Origin of the sequence: Acinetobacter sp. Lyrl_1 (genome assembly GCF_051948795.1) — a bacterium.
GTDB classification, from domain to species: Bacteria; Pseudomonadota; Gammaproteobacteria; order Pseudomonadales; family Moraxellaceae; genus Acinetobacter; species Acinetobacter towneri.
This window is the reverse complement of sequence record NZ_JAYJLK010000037.1, coordinates 1-25591: the sequence shown is the minus strand read 5'-3', so window position 1 is coordinate 25591 and position 25591 is coordinate 1. Positions and strand designations below refer to the sequence as shown.

The following is a 25591-nucleotide window of genomic DNA, read 5'->3' as shown; positions in this document are numbered from 1 at the left end:
TACGCCATTTCAGCTTTGCCTTTTTAAATTGCTTTCTTCGGGTGACTAATTCTTCAGTTACAGCCTGAATGGTTTGACTATGTAAATTACATTCTTTGGATGTGCCTTTCGTATATTTGGCAATATCAAAAGCAGAGAGAAATTCACCTTTCCGCTTCAAATGCCTAAACCCTAAATCATTGACATAATTCCAGACGAAGTTCACTTCTGATGCTAGTTGGTCTAACACCTTGCAATGTTTGTCTTTTATACGTAATTTAAGGGTTTTCATGTACTTATATTAACAATCAAAACTCAAGGAAAATAGTCCTTAGTTAAATCAAACGACACTTCATGTCGTGTCGCTTATATCTCTGACCTGAAGGACTGAGTTTTACGCTCCATTTGATAAATGATTACACATTGAATAATTCAACCCCACTCGCCACCATCCTCTGAGCAAAAATCCTTTTCCCTGTTTCACGCTCACCTTCCAACACCAACTCAGGTAAATTCAATTCACGCTGAATCTTTAAAATCATTTCATGCAAAGGCTGAGCTTGGTTATTGCTGCAAATATATGATGGTTCTGGATGTTCCACGTGAAGTAAATGTGCCAAAAAACCTGCCAAATCATCAATATGAATCCGATTTGACCAATGTATATTCGGGTAACTTTGTGTGCTTTCCGCAAGTTTGAGCATGCGTGCAGTCGAAGTGCCATAAATACCCGAAGGACGTACGATCACACATTGTTCAGGATAAGCCTGTTGCCACAAGTGTTCCATCTGCAACAACAACTGCCCTTGTACATCATTCGGCTTAGGCACAGTATCATCATCAATACATTCACCTGCGTTTTCGCCATAAACCCGTGTAGATGACACCACAATAATTCGCTTTACAGGATGATCTTTTAATGCAGCGACAATCGGCTGCACAGAATCTACATAAGTCTGTTGATACGCTTCTACAGAACTCAAAACCGTATTCCGAGATGGTGCAAGTAATACATAAACGGCATCAACAGGTTGAGTCTGTGATAAATCGAGCTGTTGAATATCTTGAAGCAGATGCGTCATATCAGGATCTGTTTTCGGACTGCGGCTAATTGTGGTAATTTGATGACCGAGCGTAAATAGTTGTTTTGCAACACGCTGCGATGTTTTACCATAACCAATAAATAGAATATGCATTCAGCACCTAATCATAGCATTTGAAGTTGAGGGGACATGGCTGCAGTCCATCAGTTGCAAGGGGTAGGCTCTGCCTCTGCTGCATTACTTGAAAAACTAAATATTTTCACCACAGATGACTTGCTGTTTCATCTACCGCGTGACTATGAAGATCGTAGCACGATCATTCCCATGAACCAATTAAACGTGGGGCGCAGCTATTTACTCGAAGGTGTGGTTAAAGGGGTCGATTTTCCACCGGGTAAACGCAAGTCGATGGCGGTCAATTTAGAAGATGAATTTGGCAAAATTACCTTACGTTTTTATCATATTTATAAAGGTATTACAGATCGTGCCAAACTTGGCAATCGTTTAAGAGTATTTGGCGAAGTACGGGTTGGAGCACGTGGTCTGGAAATGTATCACCCCGAATTACAACTGATTACTGAACATACCCCACTGCCTAAAACCCAACTGACCGCTATTTACCCAAGCACCGATGGGCTGACCCAAGCCAAATTACGTGAATACGTCAAACAAGCTTTGGCACAGCATAGCGATGATTTGCCTGAACTCTTGCCTGAAAAAATGACCAATGGCTACGCACTCAAACAGGCGCTGGATTATATTCACCATCCACCTTTAAATGCCAATATGCTGCAATTGGCACAAGGCTCTCACCCTGCACAGCAACGCCTGATTTTTGAAGAATTGGTGGCGCATCAAGTCAGTTTACTGACCCGACGGGCTTATATTCAGCAAATTGCCTCACCTGCCTTTTCCCCAAGTCAAAAACTAGCGCCTGCGTTACTCGGCAACATGCCATTTCAAATGACAGGCGCACAGCAACGGGTTTCGCAAGAAATCATGCAGGATTTGCAGCATAATAAACCCATGCTGCGCTTGGTACAAGGTGATGTAGGTGCAGGTAAAACGCTGGTCGCTGCAGTCGCAGCGTGTCATGCGCTAGAAGAAGGTTGGCAAGTCGCGCTGATGGCACCCACTGAAATTTTGGCAGAACAACATTATCTGAACTTTCAAAAATGGTTTGAACCATTGGGCTTAACAGTGGCATGGTTGTCTGGCAAACAAAAAGGCAAAGCACGCGCAGCGGCTGAACTGAGCATTCAAGATGGTAGCGCCAATTTGGTGGTTGGGACACATGCGTTATTTCAGGACAATGTGCAATTTGCCAAATTAGGTTTGGTGATTATTGATGAACAACACCGTTTTGGGGTCGATCAACGTCTGGCTTTGCGCAATAAAGGTGCCAATCACACTACACCGCATCAATTGGTGATGACTGCAACGCCTATTCCGCGAACTTTAGCCATGTCCGCCTATGGCGATTTGGACACTTCGGTGATTGATGAACTACCGCCAGGACGTACACCTATTCAAACGGTGACTATTCCGCTAGATCGGCGTGAAGAAGTCTTACAACGCATTGCCAGCAATTGTGCCGAAGGCAAACAAGCCTATTGGGTCTGTACCTTGGTGGAACAGTCGGAAACCTTAGATGCGCAAGCTGCCGAGGCGACTTTTGCTGAAATTAAAGAACGCTTTCCTGAACTGAATATTGGGCTGGTACACGGCAAAATGAAAGCCGATGAAAAACAAGCCGTCATGCAGCAATTTAAAGACAATCAATTACAGTTGCTGATTGCCACCACAGTAATTGAGGTCGGGGTCGATGTACCGAATGCTTCAATTATGGTGATCGAAAATGCCGAGCGTTTAGGACTTTCACAGCTGCATCAGTTACGTGGACGAGTCGGACGGGGTGCCAAAGCCAGTTTTTGTGCCTTGTTGTATAAAAATCCACTTTCGCAAAATGGACAAGAACGCTTGCGGATTATGCGCGAAACCAACGATGGTTTTGTGATTGCAGAAAAAGATTTAGAACTGCGTGGCCCTGGGGAACTTTTAGGAACCAAACAAACGGGAGATATGGGCTTTCGGGTGGCTAAATTAGAACGGGATGATCATTTGCTGGCACAGGCGCATCATGTGGCACAGCAAATTTTAAACGATTATCCTACACATGCCGAAGCTTTGCTAAAACGCTGGCTGCCTGAGGCACCACGTTATGCCTATGTTTAAACGGATTGCAGTCCTAAGATGACTCAGCCGATCAATCTACTACAATGCGGCATACAATGGCTGCGCCAACTGCAACCGTGTCAGCTCTGCCATAGCGACACGCAATGGCAACATTCGGTCTGTCAAACCTGTTGGCAACAATTGCCGTGGCGTAGCCAAGCGGTACAACGACAAGAAATGCAGATTCAAGTCACTTTTGATTATCACTATCCAATTAATCGCATCATTCAACAATTTAAATATGAACAGCAGTTACATTACCAACTGCTTTTAGTAGGCGCGCTAAAACAACTGTCTTATCCTAAAATCCAAGCCATTGTACCGATGCCAATTTCCACTGCCCGCTTGACTGAACGCGGCTACAATCAATCTTTATTGTTAGCAAAAGGACTAGCGCGGCATTTAAATGTCCCGATTTGGCAACCTGTGACCCGCTTACAACAGCACGCGCAAAAAGGCTTAAGTCGCTTAGAACGATTGGAAGACATCCAACAGCAATTTCAAATTCAGAATGCGCCTAAAATCCGTTTTCGTCGGGTTTTAATTGTGGATGATGTGGTCACGACGGGCAGTTCAATTCATGCACTCAAACAGCAGTTGCTCAAGCTCGGCTGTCAAAAAGTCGAGGCGGTTTGTCTGGCCAGTGCTGAATAAAAAAACTATTCGGTTGAATATGCTCAACGCATTAAAAAGTTGAACTTAAAATATAGAAGAATGATCAACTGCTCTTAATTTTGTTGTAAATATTGTTTTAACCACGGCATCACCACTTCACGGGTCAGCGGTGCCAACAAAGTATCTTGATCATCCAAATCTACCCACTTCATTTCGGCAATTTCAGCAGCAATTTTTGGTGCCTGATCAAGCTGAACCCAATACACATAACTGACCAAACGGCAGTCGGGCTCATTGGCCGTTGCTGTTTCATAGCGTCCAATAAATTGTTGAATTTGCGCCTGACAGCCAATTTCTTCGGCAATTTCTCGCAACATGGTCGTTTCAGGCGCTTCATTGGGTTCTAATTTGCCACCGACCTGCATAAAACACGCGGTATGCTGTTTACGCACCACCAATAACTGCTGTTTGACATTTAAAATAATTGCAGCTGCAACGGTAATGATGTTGTTGATCTCAGCCATTTTATTTCGCCAGTTCCTGCTGCACCCACTCTAGCTCAGGCACTTCCCATTTCATTTCAGGAACACGGTATTGTTCAAATTGCTGCAAAATATTGTCAATACAATTCGATACAATCAATGCCTCACAAAAACGTGGCTGAGTAAAACCTTTTTCAGAGGTCTGTCTTAAAAACTTCAGCAAATCATCATAAAAGCCAGCTACATTAAAAAAGGCACAGGGTTTTGAGTGAATTCCTAATTGTGCCCACGTCCATTGCTCAAAAATTTCTTCTAAAGTTCCAGAACCACCCGGCAAAGCAATAAAGCCCTCGGCCAATTCTGACATTTTTATTTTGCGGGCATGCATGTTTTCAACAATGTGTAATTCGGTCAAATGCGGATGCGCCAATTCATGCTCTGCCAAACTTTCAGGCATGACGCCAATTGCACGCCCACCTGCGGCCAAAGTACTGTCTGCCACCACACCCATTAAGCCTGAGCGCCCACCGCCATAAATTAAAGTTTTGCCTTGTGCAGCCAGTGTTTCACCCACTTTTCGTGCATTTTCAACAAAAACTGAATCTTTTCCTGGGGCAGAACCACAGAAAATAGCAATTGACGACATCATTTTTTCACCATGTTATCTGGCTGTCATGCCATAAAATTAAACTTCAGGGAGATTTTTAAATAAAATAGCATTCTGAGCAGTGTATTTAGTAAGATCCTTGTCTAAAATACACCCATCCACAAAACCCATACTGCGCAAGGAGAAAAGACGAATGCTTGAAGCCTTTTATGCCACAGAGCGCGGTAGTCTGGAAGATGCCACCATTAACGGTGGTTTTGATTTGCATCCAGATCTGGTCTGGATTGACCTGATTGCCCCTTCACAAGAAGAACAGCAATGGGTACTAGACGCATACTCACAAAATTTACCAACCTTAAAATCTTTGGAAGATATTTCATCTTCAGCGCGATTCTACCGTGATGATGACGGTATTTTACACATTAGTACCTATTTTTTAACTAAAAATAAAAACTATCAAGTCGATGGTGAAACTGAAGACAATTCCAGTATTTTAGCCACAGTGCAAACCGTTGCCTTTATTTTACATAAAGAACGCCTGTTTACCCTGCGTGGTGAAAAATTAGTGGCGTTTCGGGCATTTCGGGCGCGTGCACGACGTAACGACTACGAAATTGATTATAAAGACCCGACTTGGGTGCTTTTGGGTTTGCTTGAAGCCAAACTAGACGAACTTGCGGATATCTTGGAAGATATCCACAAGGACTTGGAAAAGTATTCCACAGAAGTTCTGAATAACCGTCATCGTGAGCAAATTTTAGACCTCGATGACATGATTACCCGACTGGCACAATTAGAAGACATGCTTGGAAAAGCGCAATTGTGTTTGATTGATTTACGTCGTGTCCTGACCTTTTTGGCACGTCCGCGTGCGTTGGGTAGTCATATTTACGATGCCGACATTCGAGAACTCAGTGAAGATGTACGCTCACTGGTCGAACACGATGCCTTCTTATTCCAAAAAGTGCGCTTCTTGCTCGATACCACTTCAGGCTTCATTAACACCGAACAGAACGACACGATTCGTCGATTCTCGATTTTACCGAGTATGTTAGCGCCACCGATGCTAGTTGCCAGTGTTTATGGCATGAACACCGACGTGTTACCTTTTGCCAAAGGCACCACCAGTTTTATAGTGGTCAGTATTATTTTAATTGGCTTCTTTATTGGCCCATTAATTTACTTTAGATGGAAAAAATGGATTTGATGCCTTTTATTCCCTCTCTTTTTAGGTTTAGGAGAGGTTTGCAATCTTTTCTCTCCTTTTAGAAGCGGGTTAGAAAGGTTTGCAATCTTTCTTCTCCTTTTAGCAGCGGGTTAGAGAGCTTTGCAAGCCTACCTCACTTGAATAAAGCGGGAAACTAAACGCAATAAAAAAGCACCTTACAAGAAGGTGCTTTTATGATGGTTTTTTCAGTTTTAGACGATTAGCTGCAAATCATCTTGCAAATGACAGGCTTGAATGATCTTCATCATTTTTTCAGGAACCGCTTTAAACTGTAAGCCCTTGGCTTCAGGCGTCTGACGCAACCATTGCACCAAAACGGCCAAAGCTAAAGTACTCCCGTGTTCTAGCTGCGCCAAATTGACCACCAAAGGCAACTGCTGCTGACGAATCAACTGCAGACCTTTTTGGTAATATTGCTCTGCATTACTGAAATCTATTTTTCCAGAAACACATAATTCCTGATTTGATAATTCAATCACGCCACACCTAACCTATTTTTTCTTTTCAACCGCAGCTTCTGCATCTGGCTTAAAGGTTGCAATGGCTTTATCAATATTGCCGCCATTACGCTTCACGTTCGCTGCAAACTGGTTACGGAATTGCAAACCTAAATCAATACCCGACACGTTAATGTTACGGATTTTCCATTGGCTGCCTTTGTCTGCCAACTGGAATGACACAGGAATTTTTTCACCATTATGCAAGAAGTCAATGGTCACCACTGGGTTCTTGCTGTTGGTCGCCTTATAAGGACGCATGGTGTAGCTTTGGTTGCTAAATTTCGCAAACGCTGTGCCATAATTCTCAATTAAGGTTTCACGGAAGTTTTTCTCAAACTGCGCGCGCTGTGCTGCTGAACTGTATTGATTCGTCGCATAAGTACCCATCACAATACGGGTAAATGCCTGCGCATCTACATACGGATCAAGGTTTTGACGCACAATCGTTTTGACCAATGCTGGATTGTTCTGCAATTTAGCATGATCTGCTTTTAAACGTGCAATCAAGCTATCGGCAACTTTTTTCACAAAAGCTGGTGGCGCTTCTGCAGGTGCAGCAAATGCAGTTCCTGCCAACATGGTTGAAAGTACACTTACCGCCAGAGTTTGCTTTAAAAGTGTTTTCACGGACAATCTCCTTCATTACTCAACAAATGACACTTCTGCATCTGTTGTTTCAGCTGTCGCTGTATCTTTATCTGCATCTGACGCTGCGTTGGATGTTTTCGCTGCACCGCCAGTAATAAACTTACTGATTAAATCTTCTAAATCCATGGTGCCTTGTGTGTTGGCAATACTTTCGCCACGCTTCACAAAGTTCAAACCACCACCTGGAACCACTTTGAGATATTTCTCACCCAATAGACCATTGGTTGCTACCATTATGTAAGCATCCTCATCAATACTGGTGATGGATTTCATGTTACCCAACAGTTGTTGTTCCATTTCTTTTTGTTGCTGAGGGCTTGCTTCTTGGTATTCTGCACTGTAGCGCAATTCTTCAAGCGCATAATTTCGCACTGTTTTTAGTTGTTCAGGATTAAAACTGGTCAACTTGCCATCTAGTTCAAATTCAACTGTAGCCAAACGCGATACAGGGTCTAAAGTAATATCATTGACACGACCAATGGTGACACCGCTCATAGTAACTTTGGCGCGTGGTTTTAAACCATTCACGTTGTCAAATGTTGCTGTCATATTGTAACTGTCGCGCAAATTGGTACCCACCAATCCACTGACTTTCATGGCCAAGAAAAACAATGCAATGCCTGTCAAAATGACAAATACACCTACGGCCAGCTCACTTGTACGTGATTTCATTAAACACCTCCGAACATGACCGCAGTCAACACAAAATCAAAACCTAAAACACATAATGAAGAATACACCACGGTTCGTGTGGTTGACGTCGCAATGCCTTCCGATGTTGGGACACAGGCATAGCCTTGATATACTGCAATCCAAGTACAAATTAATGCAAAAACAAAACTTTTAATAATTGTGCCGTTAAAAATATCTTTATAGAACTGCACGCTGCTTTGCATACCGCCCCAGAAAGAGCCTTCATCGACACCTAGAAAATCGACCCCAACCATTTTGCCGCCCATAATGCCAATCGCAGCAAAAATAATGGAGAGCATTGGCAGGCTGACAATTCCTGCCCATAAACGTGGTGACACAATACGCTTGAGTGGGTCTACCCCAATCATTTCCATACTGGCCAATTGTTCTGTGGCTTTCATCAGACCAATTTCTGCTGTTAAGGCAGAGCCTGCACGTCCTGCAAATAACAGTGCAGCCACGACAGGCGCCAACTCACGCAATAAAGTCAAAGACACCATGGTGCCTAACATGGCTTCTGAACCGATATTGACCAAAATGGAGTAGCCTTGTAAGCCCAAGACCAAACCAATAAATAAACCCGACACCGCAATAATCAATAACGACATCACGCCAACACGGTACATTTGGTACAGGAACAGCTTCACCCCAAGCAGGGTTGGCATGGAAAATAGAATTTGCAACAACATTTGGGTGGCGACACCAATGCCACGAACACGCTCAATGACGCGTTGACCTAATGCGGCAATAGCATTCATGAACGCACCTCATCACTTAAATAAGCCCGATGGCTAAATTGATAATCGACTGGCCCTTCGGCAGCGCCTGTTAAGAACTGACGTACAAATGCCGATTCATGCTGTTTTAATTCTGCAGGTGTACCTTCGCCCTGAATCACGCCTTCCGCGATAATATAAATGTAGTCGGCAATTGATAAAGTTTCACCAACATCATGCGAGACGATGATGGTGGTTAAATCCAACGCTTCACGCAAGGAACGGATTAAACGGGTCAACACACCTTTTACAATCGGGTCTTGCCCTGCAAACGGCTCATCGTACATGATCAATTCAGGGTCTAACGCAATCGCACGTGCCAATGCCACACGACGGTTCATCCCGCCTGAGAGTTCTGCAGGCATAAGTTGTTCTGTACCACGCAAACCGACTGCTTCAAGTTTTAAAGCCACCAATTCTGCAATTAAATGTTCAGGCAACTGGGTATGTGCACGCAATGGAAACGCGACGTTTTCATATACGCTCATATCGGTAAATAACGCACCGCTTTGGAATAACATGCCCATACGTGCGCGCGCAGCAAACAACTCCTGACGCGACATTTGCGCAAGATTTTTTCCATCCAGAAAAATATCACCATGATCGGGAGTCAACTGACCACCAATCAAACGTAATAACGTGGTTTTACCAGTACCTGAAGGTCCCATAATGGCAGTAATTTGACCACGGCGAATCTTTAAACTGACATTTTCGAAAATGACACGTTTCCCTCGTTTAAAGCTCAGTTCATTGACTTCAATCAATGACGGCTCATGTTGAGGCATTGGATTATTCATAGCTGAGGGTCTTCCTGCATTTTTTCAGCACGCATACTATAAAGGATTGAAGCGCAAAATGTTATCTAGCAAATTTTTAAAAACTGTGCACGTATTGTTCAAGCAGTCTTATTATTGTTATTTAAATCACTTTTAGGACAGCAACAATTTAAAAGTAAGAAGAAATAATATAATACATTAAATTGCATAAGATGAGTGCTAAACCAATATACGGCATCATTCCCTCTCTCGTCTGCATGAGCAATCGTAAGCTATTGATGTTCATAATTAGCAAATAGAGTTAAAAACGTGACTTATTATACATTTTATTTATCTAAAACAAAAATATTTAACATAAAAAAACCAGTGCTGAGCACTGGTTTTTCTTTATACAAATTGCTATCGCGATCTTAGTCGTTAAATTTACGACGTGGGCGATCAAAACCACCTTCACGGCGTGGACGATCTGAATTGAACTCGCGACGTGGACGATCTTCACCACCAAAAGAACGCTTAGGACGATCATCAAACGAACGTGGTTGACGGTCACCAAAACCACCTTCACGACGATCACCAAAATCACGTTTTGGACGATCACCGAAGCTACCTTCACGACGTGGCTTGTAGTCTACGCGGTTGCCACGGTTGTCATCATTCGCATCAAAACGCGGCTTATCGTTGAAGCCACCTTCGCGACGCGGACGGTCTGAATTAAATTCACGACGTGGACGGTCATCAAATGAACGCTGTGGACGATCACCGAAACCACCTTCACGGCGCGGACGGTCTGAGTTGAACTCGCGACGCGGACGATCTTCAAATGAACGTTGTGGACGGTCACCGAAACCACCTTCACGGCGTGGACGGTCTGAGTTGAACTCACGACGCGGACGATCTTCACCAAATGCAGGACGTTCACCACGTGGTTTGTCATCAAAGCTGCGACGTGGACGTTCATCACCGCCTTCACGACGTTTAAAGTTGCTTTCGCCTTCAAAACGACGACCGCCACCAAAACCGCCACGACCACCGCGACCGCCATCACGACGACCACGACCACCGTCACGACCAGAACGTGCTGGAGGTGGAGATGGCTCTAAGCCTTCAATTTCAGAAACGCTTAAACGTGCATCTAAGAAATCTTCCAACGCACGGATTTTGCCGCGCTCACGGTAAGTTGCCAAAGTAATCGCGTTACCAGTACGACCCGCACGACCTGTACGACCAATACGGTGTACATAGTCTTCATTTTTCATTGGTAAACCGAAGTTAATCACGTGAGAAATAGTTGGTACGTCTAAACCACGTGCTGCAACGTCTGTTGCAACCAAGATTTTTGCACGGCCTTCGCGAATGCTGCGTAAACGACGGTTACGAACGGTTTGTGGCATTGCACCGTGTAGTGCAACAACCGAGTGACCCGCTTCAGCCAATTCTTCAGCCAACATATCGGTATCTTCTTGAGTAGATGCGAATACAACCGCTTGATCTACACCTTCATCAGATAACCAGTGTGACAATAATTTTTTCTTGTGCTCGAAACCATCAGTCCAGTGTAAAGTCTGGGTGATGTCCATGTTCGTTGAGTGACCTGTTTCAATCGCAATACGTACAGGCTCATTCATCATGCGTTCTGCAAGTGTGATAATACGGCTGGCAAAAGTTGCAGAGAACATCAAGGTTTGCTTACGGTTAGCAGCTAAATCGCTAATCGCTTCTAGGTCTTCAGAGAAGCCTAAATCGAGCATACGGTCAGCTTCGTCTACAATTAAGGCATCAACTTTATCAAGTTTGATTTGACGACGGTTCACCAAGTCAAGTAAACGACCTGGAGTCGCTACAACCACTTGCGCACCTTTTAATTGTTGGATTTGCTTACCAAAAGGCATACCACCCATGATTGCTGCAATACGTACACCTTTCATGTGACGTACAAATGCAATCGCGTCTTGGCTAACTTGTTGAGCCAATTCACGTGTTGGGCAAAGCACTAAAATTGACGGCTGAGTAATAGCTTTCATACGCTCTTTAAATGGTACGAAAGTATCTTGATTAGCAAGCGCGTTTAAAGTTGGGAGTAAAAATGCAGCAGTTTTACCAGAACCTGTTTGGCTAGATACCAATAAGTCTTTACCTTCAAGTGCCGCTGGGATCGATTGTTCTTGAACAGGAGTCGGCGTAGTAAAGTTCAAGCCTTCTAAAGCTTGTTGTAAAGATTCATGTAAAGAAAAATCAGCAAAAGTTTTGCTCATAGAGATTTTCACCCTGAAAATGGGTGCTCCATTAAATAAAGTCAGATGGACATCGGCAAAAAGCGGTACAGCAATTATCGCTGACAATTTAAGATTCAGCGGCGATCCGAGTAACGACGATGTGATATAACGCACGCATGATTACGGCTTAACCTGAAGGAATCGCTTTAGCGATTGGGGCGCGAGATATCGTCCTCTCTTTGGACCGCACGCGCATACACAATGATTAGAAGAGAAATGTTCAGGTAATGAACAGAAATTAAGTGCGTGCGCGGATTATAGCAGGATTATTTTAAAAGTCACCTTATTTAATCGACTTTTGCAGTTTTTTGTGTAAACAGTGATAGATTCTGCTTTTATGGCTAGTATATGGACGATAACAACAGATTTAAAACCAGCAGTTTTAGACCGTTAGGTAAAAGAAAAGCCCTCAGGATGAGAGCTTTGCTAAGTGTCTTATTTAAGTATAAATATGATCAGCTGATTATTTCGCTGCTTCGCCCCAAGCAGGCACAACCGCTTTCATAAGTGGTTTTAACATTTTCATTGAACATGCCAAAACTTGCCCATTTTCCATAGAGTCGCTGCCACCACGTGCATCGACCACAGTACCGCCCGCTTCTTTCACAATTAACTCACCCGCAGCAATATCCCACGGTTTTAAGCCAAGTTCAAAATAACCATCTAAACGACCTGCAGCCACATAAGCCAAGTCTAATGCAGCAGAACCTGCACGGCGGTATTGAGCGCCTGCTTCTGTCACATTCAATAAACTTTCAAAATGGTTTTTGGCATAAGAAACAATTTCGCCATCGCGCTTAGCACGATAAGCATGACCCACTGCCAAGAAGGTGTTGTCTAAACTGTCTTTTACATTTACACGAATACGACGTTGATTCATCATCGCACCACGGCCACGGCTCGCAGAGAATAATTCATCTTTTACAGGGTCGTAAATAACACCGTGCTGTGTCACACCTTTGTGTTGCACTGCAATCGAAATACAGAAATGAGGGAAACCGTGAACAAAGTTTAGCGTGCCATCTAAAGGATCAATCACCCAACACCAGTCGGCATCGTGACCTTTGCCTTCCTGCATGCCAAATTCTTCGCCCAGGAAGCTGTGATTTTTATAACTTTTGCGTAATGTATCAATGGTCAATTGCTCGAGGTAACGATCTACGCGCGTTACAGGACCATCAATGCCTTTTTCTTCGACTTGTAGATCGAGTTTATGACGATTCTGATGCGCTTTTAAAAGCTCTTGACCAACTGTTTGAGCCGCACGCGCAGCCATCACCACCATAGGTTCCATTGAACACCCACTACAAATTTGAAGAGATTGATAAAGAATAATGCATGAAAGCCCCAATATTTTAGCAAATATTGAGGCTTTTGGGGAAGAAGTGTTGCTAAAAATTAATTCAATATAGATTGATGCAGTTTTTGCCAAGCATTTTGCATTGATTTTTCAATGCCTTGTGCATCTAAACCTGCCTGTTGCAGCATTTGACCATGTGTCGCTTGTTGCATAAAGCTATCTTCTAAACCTAAATGAATAATCGGTTTGACAATCTGGGCCTTCGCCAAGTATTCACTCACGGCACTGCCTGCACCACCCATAATCGCATGCTCTTCTACAGTGACGAATAATGCAGTGCTGTCTGCAATCTCAGCTAACAGTTTTTCATCCAATGGCTTCACAAAACGCATATTCACCACACGTACTGCGACATCATGCTGCTGAGCAAATGCTTCTGCCGCCTCAACTGCCGCTTGCACACGGCTACCAAAAGCCAGCACTGAAATATAGTCATCATATTGTGGATTAAACTGCGCCGCAATTTCAGCTTGTCCCAATGGAATTGCTGTCATTTGCTGCTGAATTTCGACACCCAAACCATGCCCGCGTGGATAACGCACTGCTGCAGGACCGTTATATAAATAAGCGGTGTGCAGCATTTGACGACATTCATTTTCGTCTTTTGGCGCCATAATCACGATATTCGGTACGGTACGCATATAGGCGTAGTCGTAAGCACCTGCATGGGTTGGACCATCTTCACCCACCAAACCTGCACGATCGATGCCAAAAGTGACATCTAAGTTTTGCAAAGCGACATCATGAATCAGTTGGTCATAACCGCGCTGCAAGAAGGTAGAGTAAATCGCCACCACAGGCTTTAAACCTTCGCAGGCCATGCCCGCAGCCAAAGTCACGGCATGCTGTTCGGCAATCGCGACGTCAAAATAGCGTTCAGGAAATTGTTTGGCAAATTGCACCATGCCCGAACCTTCGCACATGGCTGGCGTAATTGCCAATAAACGCGAATCTTGTTCTGCCTGATCACATAACCACTGCCCAAATACATCAGAATATTTAGGTGCGGTGACAAGCGCAGCTTTGGCATGAATTTTACCAATGGCGTGATATTTAATTTGATCGGCTTCGGCAGGCGCAAAACCTTTGCCTTTTTTGGTGTAAACGTGAATTAAACGTGGACCTTTACGTTTTTTCAGTGCATTGAACACATGTGTGAGTTGTTCAACATCATGTCCATCGAAAGGGCCGAAATAATCAAACCCAATCGCTTTAAATAAGTTGTCTGCAGCTTCAGTAGCAGCACAGTGCAAACGTGAGTTGTATGTCCATTTTGGATGCGGCTGCACGTAAGCCTCACCTGTTTCACTGACATAAACCGATTCACCACGCTCCCAAATGGCAGCAAGATGTTTGGCAAAGCCGCCTGTGCTACATGAAATTGACATATCGTTGTCATTCAGCACCACCACCATATCGGCTTGGTGGGCCACTGCATCATTCATGGCTTCAAAAGCCATACCTGCCGTCATGGCACCATCGCCAATAATGGCAACAACTTCACACGGGTTTTGTTGATAACGTCGTGCCAACGCCATCCCCAATCCTGCAGAAATTGCTGTTGAGGAGTGACCAACGCCAAAGGTATCAAAAATAGATTCTTCACGCGCAGGGAATGCAGCCAAACCATCTTTGGCGCGAATGGTGGTGAGTTGCTCGCGGCGTCCTGTTAGGGCTTTATGCGGATAAGCCTGATGACCGACATCCCAAATTAAGCGATCGTGTGGGGTATTAAAGCAATAATGCAGCGCAACGGTCAGTTCGATCACGCCTAAGTTTGCGCCAAAGTGTCCTCCACTTTGACCTGCGGCATACAAAATGAATTGACGTAACTCATCTGCCACCTGTGGAAGCTGGCTTTGCGCGAGTAAACGTAATTGCTGCGGATGGTCAATCTCATCGAGCAATGGTGTTACAGGGCGTTGAGTTGGAATTTCTGTATACAGCATATGTGGCAAAGCCTTCTAAAGCCTGGCAAATCCTAAGCGAGGTCAATGGGAATTACTCGATCATATAACCGAATGGTATTACCTTCAATCAGCCACATTTCTAGCGATGTAGTTTTGAGCAGTGATTTCAGTTGGGCACACGTTGGGTGGGTAGATTATCCTGAATAATCTAACTATTTATCAACCATTATCGTGCGCTTTATACAAAAAAGAAAATCTTCTGTATAAATTCGTGTTCGCTATTCTACTAATGTCTGAGCATTACGCTATACTTTAAACAATTTATCGACTATTTCACGAGTTAAACAGTGCCGATTAAGTTTGTCGCAACCTCACGATTACCGACCGCATTTGGTGAATTCAACATTACGGTATTTCAAGATCCTGAAACTGGCGAAGAACACGTGGCATTATCCAAAGGTTTGGACACTGCGCCAACCCAGCCTGTTCTGGTACGGATTCACTCAGAATGTTTAACTGGCGATGCTTTCGCGTCTTTAAAATGCGACTGTGGCCCACAGCTTCAAGCCACTCAACGCCTGATTAATGATGCAGGACAAGGTGTGATTTTGTATTTACGCCAAGAAGGTCGCGGGATTGGCTTGACCAATAAAATTCGTGCTTATGCCCTGCAAGATCAAGGACATGACACGGTGGATGCCAATTTAATGCTGAATTTACCTGCCGATGCACGTCGCTATGATATGTGCAGCATTATGCTAGATCATTTGCAGGTTAAAGCTGTGCGCTTAATCACCAACAACCCTTTGAAAATTCAAGCATTACAGGAACAAGGGATTACGGTGGTAGACCGTGTGCCTTTAACTGTGGGGCTAAATCCATTCAATGAAGAATATTTGCAAACCAAACATGAACGCATGGCGCACATGTATGATAAAGGTGACTTTTGAGTCACCTTTTAATTTTTGAATTAAATAATTTCTACGCAATTTGTTTAAATCGTCATCGAAAAAATACGGTTATTTGGCATGCGACGTTTTAAACGCAAATCAAAGGCCATACAAATATTGCGCACAAAAGGTTTACCTTTTTCCAAAATCTGAATGTGCTGATCTTGAATGAGCAGTAATTCATCTTCCTGCATTTCCTGTAACTGTTGCAGCACTTGCTCAATTTCAGGAAATGCCAATTCTGGACTGGCCCACGACGTTTCAAAGCTGCACATTAAATTTAAAATATGCTGACGTATTACCAAATCTTCCCGATCCAGCACATGCCCTTTAAACACAGGAATTTCATTGCAGGCTAAACGGGCATAATAATCTTCAATGCTTTTTTCATTTTGCGCAAAGCTATACCAACTGTCGCTAATAGATGAAACACCCAAGCCAATCATAAGCTGCGTTTTAGATGCGGTATAGCCCATAAAATTACGGTGCAAGGTACCATTTTTAAACGACTGATACATACCATCACGTTCTAAGGCAAAGTGATCCATCCCAATTTCATGATAACCATAGGCCAAAAGACGCTGTTTGCCTTCTTCATAGCACTGACGTTTTAATTCATCTTTAGGCACATCTTCATCTTTAAAGCCACGCTGCCCATTGCCTTTAATCCATGGCACATGCGCATAACTGTAAAATGCCAAACGGTCTGGCATTAAACGTTGGGTCTGCTCAATGGTATTCAGTACATCGTCTAGATTTTGAAAGGGCAAACCAAAAACCAAATCATGTGAAATAGAATCATAGCCAATTTCACGCGCCCACTCGGTCACACGTTGCACATGCTCAAAAGGCTGCATCCGATGAATGGCGCGCTGCACTTTTTCATTATAATCCTGCACGCCATAACTGACCCGACGAAAACCCAAGTCATATAAGGCCTGTAAATGTTCGCGGGTGGTGTTATTGGGATGACCTTCAAAACTAAATTCGTGCTGTTCTGCCACTTTGGCTTTTGCCAGAATGCCTTGAATGAGCTGCGTCAAATGTTCGACAGAAAAGAAAGTTGGTGTGCCACCGCCCAAGTGAATTTCTTTAATGATGGGAGTGCTTTCGAGCAATTGGCAATATAAGTCCCACTCTTTTAATAACGCCTGAATGTATGGCTGTTCAACTTCATGGCGTTTGGTGACACGTTTATGACAGCCACAAAAAGTGCATAGACTTTCGCAAAATGGCAAATGAATATACAGACTAATGCCTTCGCTGGCATTAGATTCATCAAAAGAACGCTTCAGCGTCTGCTGCCATGCCTCGGCTGAAAAAGTAGCATCATCCCAATAAGGTACGGTTGGATAACTGGTATAACGTGGTCCAGGCACATTGTATTTTTGAATTAAAGAATTTGCCTGCTGTGTCATCCACTCTGCCCCATTCAGTTAATTGCTGCTGACTAAAATTTAGATTGTAAAAACTATTGTGCTGAGCTTAGGCATGGAAATCAACCTAGTCTTTTGCTCGGAATACATGCTGAAATACAAAGCACCTTGCGCAATTGCATGAGCGATTTGCAGCAAACTGGATAAACCCCTTAATTTTTAGACAGTTTTATGTTTTGATGTAAGCCATTTTATTTTTATGCTGAGGTGGCCATGTCGCATCCTACTCACGCGGATATTCAACGTGTACGTGAATTTCTTCTCGATTTGCAGGCGCGAATTTGTGCGGCTTTAGAACAACAAGAACAGGCAGGTGGTGGAAGCGCACAGTTTGAAATTGATGACTGGCAACGTCATGAAGGTGGCGGTGGTCATTCCCGCGTCTTACAAAACGGTACGGTCATTGAAAAAGGCGGAGTGATGTTTTCGCACATCAATATTTCCAAACTGCCTGCTTCTGCAACTGAACGTCATCCAAATATTGCAGGCGCACCTGCGCAGGCGATGGGCGTGTCATTGGTGATTCACCCGAAAAACCCAAATGTACCCACCTCACATGCCAATGTGCGTTTATTTGTCGCTGAACCTGAAGGACAGCCGCCAATTTGGTGGTTTGGTGGTGGTTTTGACCTGACACCATTTTATCCAAATGATGAAGATGTAGTGGCATGGCACCAAACAGCACATGACTTATGTGCCCCTTTTGGCAATCAAGTCTATGCAGAACATAAACAATGGTGTGATGACTATTTTTATTTAAAGCACCGCGATGAACAGCGTGGCGTGGGTGGTTTATTTTTTGATGATCTGAATCAATGGGACTTTGACACCTGTTTCAACTATATTCAGGCGGTGGGTAACGGTTATTTGGCTGCAATTCTGCCTATTTTTGAGCGTAATCGTGACAAAGCCTATACCGAAGCACAACGTGAGTTCCAGCTTTACCGTCGTGGACGCTATGTGGAATACAATCTAGTTTACGACCGCGGCACTTTATTTGGCTTGCAGACAGGTGGACGGATTGAGTCCATTTTAGTCAGCTTACCGAACTTGGCGGGATGGTCGTACCGTCCTGAATGGGCAGAAGATTCCGCAGAGAAAAAACTCACTGACTATTATTTAAAACCACGCGATTGGTTAAATCTCAAGACGAGTTAAAGCTCGCGACTGGTGAAACCTTGCTACATCGCAGTGTAAAAAAGATCACATTCAAGGTTCAAAAAAGCGATTCTTCCACGAATCGCTTTTTTACTTAGAAACTTTATTGCTTATTTTCAAATCAATAAATATGCACAGCATGAATTAACTGTCATGATAGTGCGGATGGATTTTAATAGATGATGTGACCGCGCACCCTATTCGACCATGCACAAATAGGATTTAACTATCCATACATCAAACCATGAGTCAAAGGCGAATTCATCAAACTGTCAAAGCCTTATGTCACACTGCGCCACATCTGTCAGGAGATCCGCATGTTTAGCCCGCTGTTCAAACACAAAATCTTTTTATTTTGGGCAACCTTTGCCATGTTACTTGGCTCAATTTGCATGACCTTTATTTTTGAAAGTCATCTTTCAGATGGCTTAGCCATTAGTAGCAGCATTTTAGCGGGCATTGCCATGTTCGTGATTGCCACTATTTTGGTATTAGAAACCGTTTTAGAGATTTGTAATCCTTAAGTCCAAAGACTCCCACCGTTTTATACCGCCATAGGCTTTAGTCCGCGCTGAATTTGACGTATATTGATGCACATTTCAGCACATGGATTTTGGCAAATGCGCAAACAATTTGCCGTGATTGGCAACCCAATTGAACAATCACGTTCTCCTGAACTGCATCATGCCTTTGCAGAAAAAACAGGCATTGACCTGCAATACAGCAAACGCCTTGCCCCTCTTGATGGTTTTAGAGACAGTGTTGCAGACTTTTTTAATCAGGGCGGTGTAGGCATGAATGTAACCGTGCCTTTTAAAGAGCAAGCATTTGCCCAATGTGGCGTATTAACCGAACGTGCCAAAATTGCCAAAGCAGTCAATACCTTGTGGATGCAAGATGGTGTTTTGCATGGCGACAATACCGATGGTCAGGGTTTGGTTGATGCCATTCGTGCTTTGGGCTGGAATTTAGAGCACAGTGATATTTTGATTATTGGCGCTGGTGGTGCAACCCGCGGGGTAATTTATCCGTTGGTACAAGCAGGCGCAAAAAAAATTGTGATTGCCAACCGCACCCTTGCCCGTGCTGAACAACTGGTTGCTGACCTACAAGCTGCCGTACCGCAAGCAGAATTACAAGCCATGGCACTTACCGATTTAACAGGTCAATTTGATTTAGCCATTAATGCGACGTCTGCCAGCTTAACGGGAGATGCCCTCACCTTGCCTGAGTGTTTGCAGTTTAATTTTGCTTATGAAATGGCTTATGGCAAACCTTCGAGCTTTTTAGAACAAGCCAAAGCGCGTGGCGTACCGACATCGGAAGGTTTTGGCATGCTGGTCGGACAGGCGATTGAATCTTTTTATATTTGGAATGGCGTGAAACCTGAATTAAAAGATTTCCTCTAAATCATCACCAAATAAAAATAGCCCTTGAGCAGCAAAGGGCTATTTTTTTATTTAAACTGGGCAATCTTGTTGAACGCTGATTGCCCATTTTTCACCCACGGTTTATTTTACAAATTTCTGCATATCTTCATACACATCCATATATAACTCATAATCAATCTGTTCAGCCTGATCTTCAGTTAAAGTGCGAATTGAATTTTGGCTCAATTTGCCCTGCTGACGATCAACATACGTCTGCCCCAAAATGTGTGCCGTTTTCTTTAAATTCTCCAAGTCAGGCACATCCCAATCATAAGCTGCTTCATAGGCTTTTAAATATTGCTGAGCAAATATCTGTTGTGGTTGCTTGTATTGCTGTTTCAGCTTACGCCATTCAAGTGCGACTTTATTTTCATCGACTGCATCTTCAGTCAAATTATTGATACGACGACCAATTGCATTATTGAATTGCTCATCTTCTTCTAAATGATGCTTGGCTTGTAAAGCTTCAATCCGTTTTAGCGCGGCACCTTTCGGGTCATAGTAGCGCTCATCACTGAACCAATAGGCATACACTTCTGCCATTTCCTGCAAGGTTTGTGGACTAAGATTTTTTACCCACGTACTTTGCTCTGCTGCCATGTGCACTAAAAATAAAGTCTGATAAGTCTGACTAAAAGATTCTGTTTGTTGATAGGTTTTTTGCGCCAACTGCGCCAATTCTTCATCATAACTTAAGGCAGGTTTTACAGTGGTCTTATCTTTATTTTCTGCAGTTTCCTGCTCCAAAGTCCGCCCTAAATTTGTCACCCATTTTTCTAAAATTGAGTCTTTGCTGACCTCTTGAATGGATTTGGCTTGACGCAGCGCACTACGGTCAATTTTGCTGGCTTGCCCATAATTCGCAATGCTGACATCGTTATACACATGAATTGTGCCGTAATTTTCGCGTTTAAATTGCAACGCATAATCAATTTTTGCAGCACGCCCCTGATCATCTAAAGCCACATCAATTTGAATCGGTGTTTTTTTATCTTTAGGTGTAGCGTTCATAATCTGCTGAATTTCAGCCTGATGTTTTTGCCACAAAGCTGCAAAAGCGGCGGCATCGACCAATTGTTCCGAACGGTATGGTTCAAAAACTTTAGCTAGCTTTTCTTGCGGTGAAGCAAAGTGCTCATCTAAAACCGATTGTGCCTGCTCAGCACGACTTGGGCTAAATGCTTCTAATTCATAGGCATAAGCACAGTAGGTTAAATCTCCAACTTTGGCTGTTTTTGCTGTTTCGATCAAACGCTGACAGTCTTGTTCGCTTAGCATACTTGCGGTGCTTGCTGAATCTTCTGCCTGCTCAGCAGCCGCTTCAACGGCTTGTTCAGCTGCGATCATGGCATCTTCACTGGCATCTGCTGAATAATCTGCCACATTACTCACTGTCGTTTCAGTTGCATAAAATTTCTGACTGACCAAATCACGCAAAGCAAGGGTGGCTTGATAAGCCACAAAAGCCTCTTGGCTCATACCATAATCTTCAGCAGTTTCATTGTGTTTTAAGTAGTCTTCAGCACTTTCTTTGGCTGATGTATCTTGTGTAGTTTCAACTTGCTCAGTAGCATCTTCAGTTGTGGTCGCCTGCCCCAATACAGTCTGTTGCAAATACGGTGCATTGACCTGATCAAACATGGCAAGCTGCAGCAACATATCTTCCAAACTACTGTTCAAACGAATTTTTTCACTAATTTTTTGCTGACGGTCTTGTGCAGTTAAAGATAACTTTTGAATATGTTTAGAATCTGCCAATACATACGGCACCGCATTCATGGCTTTTAAGTATTCGGCAAATTGTGCCACTTTAATCCGCTCAAAATCGGCTTTGTATTTAGAAAAGTCGATATAGGCAAAGTCATTTTGACTGTCTTTATTCACCAAATAAGGCAACAAAGAAAAATAGTTGGTATAGAACTTATATTCATTAAAATCGACCACCATCGGTACTTTCATTTGCACCAAAAGTGTCGGTTTTTCATAGCGTGCTGCCACATTCAAAGCAGCAATTTTTTGCCGATAATGCACCGAGCCATCGTAGCTAAACTCAGTATCATTCAATACATTCAACAGAAAATTAAAAGGACTCGATTTTTCGATTGCCCCTGCAGCATAGGAAGCAGAGTTTTGTTCCTTAGCCATTGCCGTATATAAGTTTTGTTTTTCTTGTGTACTTAAACGGACTTTTTGCTGTTTTAAATACTGATCTAATTGCTTTTTAAGTACAGGATCAAGTGTGGTAGGAGCAATATCTGTTACTTTTGGTGTTGCTTCAACTAAATTGCTCTGTACCCGTAATTTGCCCTGAAAATCATAACTAGGTGTTTCAAAGATGGCATTTAACCCCGTAATTGCCTTTTGTTCTATACTTACCGTCTGATTGGAATTGGTCTTAATGACATGCTGCGAACAACCTGTAGCAGCTAAACTAAAAAGACATAAAGATAAATATTTTAATTGTATCTTCATTGCTAAACACCTTATATTCATTATAGATTGGTCTGTTCAAACGTACAGATTATGATACATTGTAACATAACACTTCATTCGTTTTTGTAAGGTGAATAATTTTCAGTATTCGCATTTCTGACATTTTTATTCGCTATTCTTATCAATGTTTTTTGATCATGAGTGTGAATAATCAACATATCGATACAGATAATCCAAAACTATTTCTAAATTAGGATTAAGACTATGCCAGCATATAAAGCCCCATTACACGATATTCGTTTCTTAATGAACGAAGTGCTTGATTACCCGACCCATTACAAAAATCTTTCTAACGGTGAACTTGCGGACGCAGATACAGTCGATATGATTTTGGAAGGTGCAGCAGATTTCTGTGAAAATGTACTTTCTCCACTCAATCAATCAGGCGATGAAGAAGGCTGTCATTTTGAAAATGGCAATGTGACCACACCGAAAGGCTTTAAAGAAGCCTATGACCAATTTGTGCAAGGTGGCTGGCAAGGTCTGTCTTACCCTGAACAATACGGCGGTCAAAACCTGCCAATGTCGCTAAACCTCATCAAATCTGAAATGATGGGTACAGCAAACTGGTCATTCCAAATGTATCCAGGTTTAAGCGTGGGTTGTATCAACACCATTATGCAATTTGGTACAGACGCGCAAAAAGATACCTATTTACCGCACTTGGTTGCAGGTACTTGGTCAGGCACCATGTGTTTGACTGAACCACAATGTGGTACCGACTTAGGTCAGGTAAAAACCAAAGCAGAACCACAAGCCGATGGTACGTATGCGATTTCAGGTACCAAAATCTTTATTTCTGCAGGCGAACATGACCTGACTGAAAACATCATTCATATTGTGTTAGCACGCCTCCCAGATGCGCCTGCAGGCACAAAAGGTATTTCATTATTTATCGTACCGAAATTCTTGCCAACCGCAGAAGGTACGGTGGGTGAGCGTAATCCTGTCACTTGTGGCTCTATTGAACACAAAATGGGGATTCGCGCGTCTGCAACTGCAGTCCTGAACTTTGACAATGCCGTGGGTTATTTGATTGGTGAACCAAACAAAGGCTTACATGCCATGTTTACCTTTATGAATACTGCACGTATTGGTACAGCAATTCAGGGGATTTGCCATGCAGAATTGGCATTCCAAGGTGCATTACCGTATGCCAAAGAACGTATGTCAATGCGTGCCCTTTCAGGTAAAAAAGACCCTGAAAAAGTAGCTGATGCAATCATTCACCACGCCGATGTACGTCGTATGCTCTTAACGCAAAAAGCCGTGGCAGAAGGTGGTCGTGCCATGATTTATCATGCTGCACAATTGGCAGATAAAATGAACGACGCTTTAATGCGTGGTGATACTGCAGCTTTTGAAGCGCATGATGACCATTTAGGTTTCTATACCCCAATCTTAAAAGGCTTCTTAACTGAAATGGGTTATGAAGCTGCCAACCACGGCATGCAAGTGTACGGCGGTCATGGCTATATTAAAGAATGGGGCATGGAGCAAATTGTACGTGATTCACGTATTTCTACCCTGTATGAAGGTACAACTGGCGTTCAGGCGCTCGACTTGATTGGTCGCAAAGTGTTGTTAAGCTCTAAGGGCAAAGTGATTCGTGACTACACCGCTGAAATTTTGAAATTCTGTGGTCAACATGCACGTAACAAATACATGCGTCGTTTTGCATGGGACTTAACCAAGCTATGTGCTCAATGGAACGCATTAACCGTGCGCATTATGTTGGCAGCTCGTAAAGACCGTGACATCGTATCCAGTGCTTCAGTAGACTTCTTGATGTTCTCTGGTTATGTCATGATGGCTTATTTCTGGGCGCAACAAGCGGCTGTGGCTTCGACCAAATTGGCTGAAGGCAATGGTCAGGAAACACCTGAGTTCTATAAAGCCAAAATCAAAGTTGCAGATTTCTACTTTGAGCGTTTATTGCCACGTACCCAAGGTCATGCAGAAGCAATGGTCAATCCATCTAAAACCATGACTGCATTAGCACCAGAACATTTTAGTTTTGACTACTAAAATATTCTAAGCAGATGTAAATCAAAAGAGCGCGTAATGCGCTCTTTTGGTGTTTACTTCAGAAAGTAAGTACTCGAATCTACACATCAATTAAAATTACTTTTAATGTGCTGTTGGAAAACCATGAAATACCCACTGAATCAGATATAAAATCAGAAAAATTAAAATCACTAGACATAAAATTTCTAGTCGTTTCATTCAATTCGCTTCTTAGCCTTGTCTTCTAGCAACATATAAATTAAATCAAGCTCAGGACAGACATATCCCATTGCGGTTAAAGCCGCGGTAATTTGCCCACGATGATGAGTTGCATGATTGAACACATGCATTAGGGTTGCAGCATAGGGTAAGTGCATCTCCACGCCAGTTGATGTTTTATAGTGCAGCTCTTGATGAAAAACATTCTCATCCACCTGATTTAAAAAATAAATCCAGTTTTCAGCCTTCTTTTCAAGTTGCTCAACAAGCTGTGTTCTGTTGGTTTCCACAATACTATCTAATGGCAAAATTGGTGAGTGGTGCAAAGCAAAACGTGGAAACCACAAATGATGCTCACCGACCAACAAGTGATTCAGAGTGCCAAAAATACTTTTAAAATATAAGCCCTGATCCAAGAAAAAATCATCATCTGAAACCAATAGCAAAGTCTGATTTAGTTTTTGAGTTGCCCAAAGATTATAGCGGGCAAGTAACTCAAACGTTTTTAAATCCATTTAAAATTATCCTATTTGAGTTTTATTATGAAAATTGAATCAAAAGTTCAAACTATATTAAGATAAAAGATATATTTTTAATCATTTAAAGCGAATTTGTAGATTTAAAGACAGATACAATTTATTGTCCTTTAGAAATAATTGACCAAAATCATGCTTGGTTTTACTTGCCATCTCAAACTTTGTATTATTGTATAAATACTCTTCAAATTCATGGCGATGATACAGATGATAGCAAATGATCTCGCCATCTTCTTT

Annotated in this window: 23 protein-coding genes and 1 pseudogene; 8 read left to right on the top strand and 16 right to left on the bottom strand. The window is 42.9% G+C overall.

The genetic code is table 11. The annotated features are described in order from the left end of the window. Both VF675_RS11005 and VF675_RS11000 read right to left on the bottom strand, forming a co-directional pair. Positions 1 to 271 (bottom strand): annotated as a pseudogene (locus VF675_RS11005) (RNA-guided endonuclease TnpB family protein); the annotation flags it as partial. A gap of 124 nt (positions 272 to 395) precedes the next feature. Next, positions 396 to 1175 carry an NAD-dependent epimerase/dehydratase family protein gene (locus VF675_RS11000; protein ID WP_004974669.1) on the bottom strand — a complete coding sequence of 260 codons (780 nt, stop codon included), beginning with the start codon at positions 1173 to 1175 and terminating at the stop codon, positions 396 to 398. Positions 1176 to 1211: 36 nt separating this feature from the next. Here VF675_RS11000 and recG point away from each other — a divergent pair, with 36 nt between their 5' ends. Further along, positions 1212 to 3257, top strand: coding sequence for an ATP-dependent DNA helicase RecG (recG, locus tag VF675_RS10995; RefSeq protein ID WP_440205224.1), 2046 nt, complete (start codon positions 1212 to 1214; stop codon positions 3255 to 3257). A gap of 18 nt (positions 3258 to 3275) precedes the next feature. Further along, positions 3276 to 3911, top strand: a complete 636-nt coding sequence (locus tag VF675_RS10990; protein WP_136144659.1) for a ComF family protein — start codon at positions 3276 to 3278, stop codon at positions 3909 to 3911. A 74-nt stretch (positions 3912 to 3985) separates the two neighbouring features. Here VF675_RS10990 and VF675_RS10985 read toward each other — a convergent pair whose 3' ends face one another. Continuing rightward, the gene (locus VF675_RS10985; protein WP_004974664.1) at positions 3986 to 4396 is read right to left on the bottom strand and encodes an NUDIX hydrolase; all 411 of its coding nucleotides are present in this window, start codon (positions 4394 to 4396) and stop codon (positions 3986 to 3988) included. Between the two features lies 1 nt (position 4397). Beyond that, on the bottom strand, positions 4398 to 5000 hold the full coding sequence (locus VF675_RS10980; protein ID WP_026438479.1) for a TIGR00730 family Rossman fold protein: 603 nt from the start codon (positions 4998 to 5000) through the stop codon (positions 4398 to 4400). 154 nt (positions 5001 to 5154) lie between these two features. On the opposite strand from VF675_RS10980, the gene VF675_RS10975 reads away from it, so the two are divergent. Further along, complete coding sequence (locus tag VF675_RS10975; protein WP_004974662.1) at positions 5155 to 6168, top strand: magnesium and cobalt transport protein CorA; 1014 nt, start codon at positions 5155 to 5157, stop codon at positions 6166 to 6168. Positions 6169 to 6380: 212 nt separating this feature from the next. On the opposite strand, the gene VF675_RS10970 is transcribed toward VF675_RS10975, so the two are convergent. The 8 genes from VF675_RS10970 to dxs all read right to left on the bottom strand — a co-directional run bounded on the left by VF675_RS10970 (position 6381) and on the right by dxs (position 15164). Next, a complete protein-coding gene (locus VF675_RS10970) occupies positions 6381 to 6668 on the bottom strand; it encodes an STAS domain-containing protein (protein ID WP_004974653.1) in 288 nt (95 codons plus the stop codon). 12 nt (positions 6669 to 6680) lie between these two features. Next, complete coding sequence (locus VF675_RS10965; RefSeq protein ID WP_004974651.1) at positions 6681 to 7316, bottom strand: MlaC/ttg2D family ABC transporter substrate-binding protein; 636 nt, start codon at positions 7314 to 7316, stop codon at positions 6681 to 6683. 15 nt (positions 7317 to 7331) lie between these two features. Next, positions 7332 to 8009, bottom strand: a complete 678-nt coding sequence (gene mlaD, locus VF675_RS10960; RefSeq protein WP_440205223.1) for an outer membrane lipid asymmetry maintenance protein MlaD — start codon at positions 8007 to 8009, stop codon at positions 7332 to 7334. Next, positions 8009 to 8788, bottom strand: coding sequence for a lipid asymmetry maintenance ABC transporter permease subunit MlaE (gene mlaE, locus VF675_RS10955; protein WP_004974646.1), 780 nt, complete (start codon positions 8786 to 8788; stop codon positions 8009 to 8011). The genes mlaD and mlaE overlap by 1 nt, the downstream gene beginning before the upstream one ends. Next, on the bottom strand, positions 8785 to 9603 hold the full coding sequence (locus tag VF675_RS10950) for an ABC transporter ATP-binding protein (RefSeq protein WP_004974642.1): 819 nt from the start codon (positions 9601 to 9603) through the stop codon (positions 8785 to 8787). Before VF675_RS10950 ends, mlaE begins: the two co-directional genes overlap by 4 nt. A gap of 389 nt (positions 9604 to 9992) precedes the next feature. Then, positions 9993 to 11834, bottom strand: coding sequence for a DEAD/DEAH box helicase (locus VF675_RS10945; protein ID WP_096901229.1), 1842 nt, complete (start codon positions 11832 to 11834; stop codon positions 9993 to 9995). A gap of 484 nt (positions 11835 to 12318) precedes the next feature. Further along, the gene (locus tag VF675_RS10940) at positions 12319 to 13149 is read right to left on the bottom strand and encodes an inositol monophosphatase family protein (RefSeq protein WP_019836885.1); all 831 of its coding nucleotides are present in this window, start codon (positions 13147 to 13149) and stop codon (positions 12319 to 12321) included. 104 nt (positions 13150 to 13253) lie between these two features. Next, positions 13254 to 15164, bottom strand: coding sequence for a 1-deoxy-D-xylulose-5-phosphate synthase (gene dxs, locus VF675_RS10935; RefSeq protein WP_440205222.1), 1911 nt, complete (start codon positions 15162 to 15164; stop codon positions 13254 to 13256). Between the two features lie 308 nt (positions 15165 to 15472). On the opposite strand from dxs, the gene ribA reads away from it, so the two are divergent. Next, a complete protein-coding gene (ribA, locus tag VF675_RS10930; RefSeq protein ID WP_004974633.1) occupies positions 15473 to 16075 on the top strand; it encodes a GTP cyclohydrolase II in 603 nt (200 codons plus the stop codon). A 44-nt stretch (positions 16076 to 16119) separates the two neighbouring features. Here ribA and hemN read toward each other — a convergent pair whose 3' ends face one another. Continuing rightward, positions 16120 to 17493, bottom strand: coding sequence for an oxygen-independent coproporphyrinogen III oxidase (gene hemN, locus VF675_RS10925; RefSeq protein WP_096901232.1), 1374 nt, complete (start codon positions 17491 to 17493; stop codon positions 16120 to 16122). 231 nt (positions 17494 to 17724) lie between these two features. On the opposite strand from hemN, the gene hemF reads away from it, so the two are divergent. The 3 genes from hemF (at position 17725) to aroE (ending at position 20078) form a co-directional block, all read left to right on the top strand. Continuing rightward, positions 17725 to 18669 (top strand): oxygen-dependent coproporphyrinogen oxidase, encoded by a 945-nt coding sequence (hemF, locus tag VF675_RS10920; protein ID WP_440205221.1) that lies wholly within the window; start codon positions 17725 to 17727, stop codon positions 18667 to 18669. A gap of 317 nt (positions 18670 to 18986) precedes the next feature. Continuing rightward, the gene (locus tag VF675_RS10915) at positions 18987 to 19193 is read left to right on the top strand and encodes a hypothetical protein (protein ID WP_004974627.1); all 207 of its coding nucleotides are present in this window, start codon (positions 18987 to 18989) and stop codon (positions 19191 to 19193) included. A 96-nt stretch (positions 19194 to 19289) separates the two neighbouring features. Then, positions 19290 to 20078 carry a shikimate dehydrogenase gene (gene aroE, locus VF675_RS10910; RefSeq protein ID WP_104852603.1) on the top strand — a complete coding sequence of 263 codons (789 nt, stop codon included), beginning with the start codon at positions 19290 to 19292 and terminating at the stop codon, positions 20076 to 20078. 102 nt (positions 20079 to 20180) lie between these two features. On the opposite strand, the gene VF675_RS10905 is transcribed toward aroE, so the two are convergent. Further along, entirely contained in the window at positions 20181 to 22571 is a 2391-nt protein-coding gene (locus tag VF675_RS10905; RefSeq protein ID WP_440205220.1) for a hypothetical protein, read from the bottom strand. A 225-nt stretch (positions 22572 to 22796) separates the two neighbouring features. On the opposite strand from VF675_RS10905, the gene VF675_RS10900 reads away from it, so the two are divergent. Then, the gene (locus VF675_RS10900; RefSeq protein ID WP_004974621.1) at positions 22797 to 24620 is read left to right on the top strand and encodes an acyl-CoA dehydrogenase C-terminal domain-containing protein; all 1824 of its coding nucleotides are present in this window, start codon (positions 22797 to 22799) and stop codon (positions 24618 to 24620) included. A 194-nt stretch (positions 24621 to 24814) separates the two neighbouring features. Here the strand turns inward: VF675_RS10900 and VF675_RS10895 are convergent, their stop codons facing one another. Beyond that, positions 24815 to 25333: a DinB family protein gene (locus tag VF675_RS10895; protein WP_004974616.1), complete on the bottom strand. Its 519-nt coding sequence runs from the start codon at positions 25331 to 25333 to the stop codon at positions 24815 to 24817. 81 nt (positions 25334 to 25414) lie between these two features. After that, positions 25415 to 25591, bottom strand: a 177-nt coding sequence (locus VF675_RS10890) for an HpaII family restriction endonuclease (RefSeq protein ID WP_440205225.1), incomplete at its 5' end; no start/stop codon positions are given.

Excerpts from the sequence above, each read along its gene's own strand:
- dxs (WP_440205222.1), bottom strand. The coding sequence starts at position 15,164 with ATGCTGTATACAGAAATTCCAACTCAACGCCCTGTAACACCATTGCTC.
- hemN (WP_096901232.1), bottom strand. The coding sequence starts at position 17,493 with ATGACACAGCAGGCAAATTCTTTAATTCAAAAATACAATGTGCCTGGA.
- VF675_RS10950 (WP_004974642.1), bottom strand. The coding sequence starts at position 9,603 with ATGAATAATCCAATGCCTCAACATGAGCCGTCATTGATTGAAGTCAAT.
- VF675_RS10980 (WP_026438479.1), bottom strand. The coding sequence starts at position 5,000 with ATGTCGTCAATTGCTATTTTCTGTGGTTCTGCCCCAGGAAAAGATTCA.
- VF675_RS10975 (WP_004974662.1), top strand. The coding sequence starts at position 5,155 with ATGCTTGAAGCCTTTTATGCCACAGAGCGCGGTAGTCTGGAAGATGCC.
- VF675_RS11000 (WP_004974669.1), bottom strand. The coding sequence starts at position 1,175 with ATGCATATTCTATTTATTGGTTATGGTAAAACATCGCAGCGTGTTGCA.
- VF675_RS10915 (WP_004974627.1), top strand. The coding sequence starts at position 18,987 with ATGTTTAGCCCGCTGTTCAAACACAAAATCTTTTTATTTTGGGCAACC.
- VF675_RS10905 (WP_440205220.1), bottom strand. The coding sequence starts at position 22,571 with ATGAAGATACAATTAAAATATTTATCTTTATGTCTTTTTAGTTTAGCT.
- VF675_RS10985 (WP_004974664.1), bottom strand. The coding sequence starts at position 4,396 with ATGGCTGAGATCAACAACATCATTACCGTTGCAGCTGCAATTATTTTA.
- VF675_RS10895 (WP_004974616.1), bottom strand. The coding sequence starts at position 25,333 with ATGGATTTAAAAACGTTTGAGTTACTTGCCCGCTATAATCTTTGGGCA.
- hemF (WP_440205221.1), top strand. The coding sequence starts at position 17,725 with ATGTCGCATCCTACTCACGCGGATATTCAACGTGTACGTGAATTTCTT.
- mlaD (WP_440205223.1), bottom strand. The coding sequence starts at position 8,009 with ATGAAATCACGTACAAGTGAGCTGGCCGTAGGTGTATTTGTCATTTTG.
- mlaE (WP_004974646.1), bottom strand. The coding sequence starts at position 8,788 with ATGAATGCTATTGCCGCATTAGGTCAACGCGTCATTGAGCGTGTTCGT.
- aroE (WP_104852603.1), top strand. The coding sequence starts at position 19,290 with ATGCGCAAACAATTTGCCGTGATTGGCAACCCAATTGAACAATCACGT.
- VF675_RS10940 (WP_019836885.1), bottom strand. The coding sequence starts at position 13,149 with ATGGAACCTATGGTGGTGATGGCTGCGCGTGCGGCTCAAACAGTTGGT.
- recG (WP_440205224.1), top strand. The coding sequence starts at position 1,212 with ATGGCTGCAGTCCATCAGTTGCAAGGGGTAGGCTCTGCCTCTGCTGCA.
- VF675_RS10990 (WP_136144659.1), top strand. The coding sequence starts at position 3,276 with ATGACTCAGCCGATCAATCTACTACAATGCGGCATACAATGGCTGCGC.
- VF675_RS10945 (WP_096901229.1), bottom strand. The coding sequence starts at position 11,834 with ATGAGCAAAACTTTTGCTGATTTTTCTTTACATGAATCTTTACAACAA.
- VF675_RS10900 (WP_004974621.1), top strand. The coding sequence starts at position 22,797 with ATGCCAGCATATAAAGCCCCATTACACGATATTCGTTTCTTAATGAAC.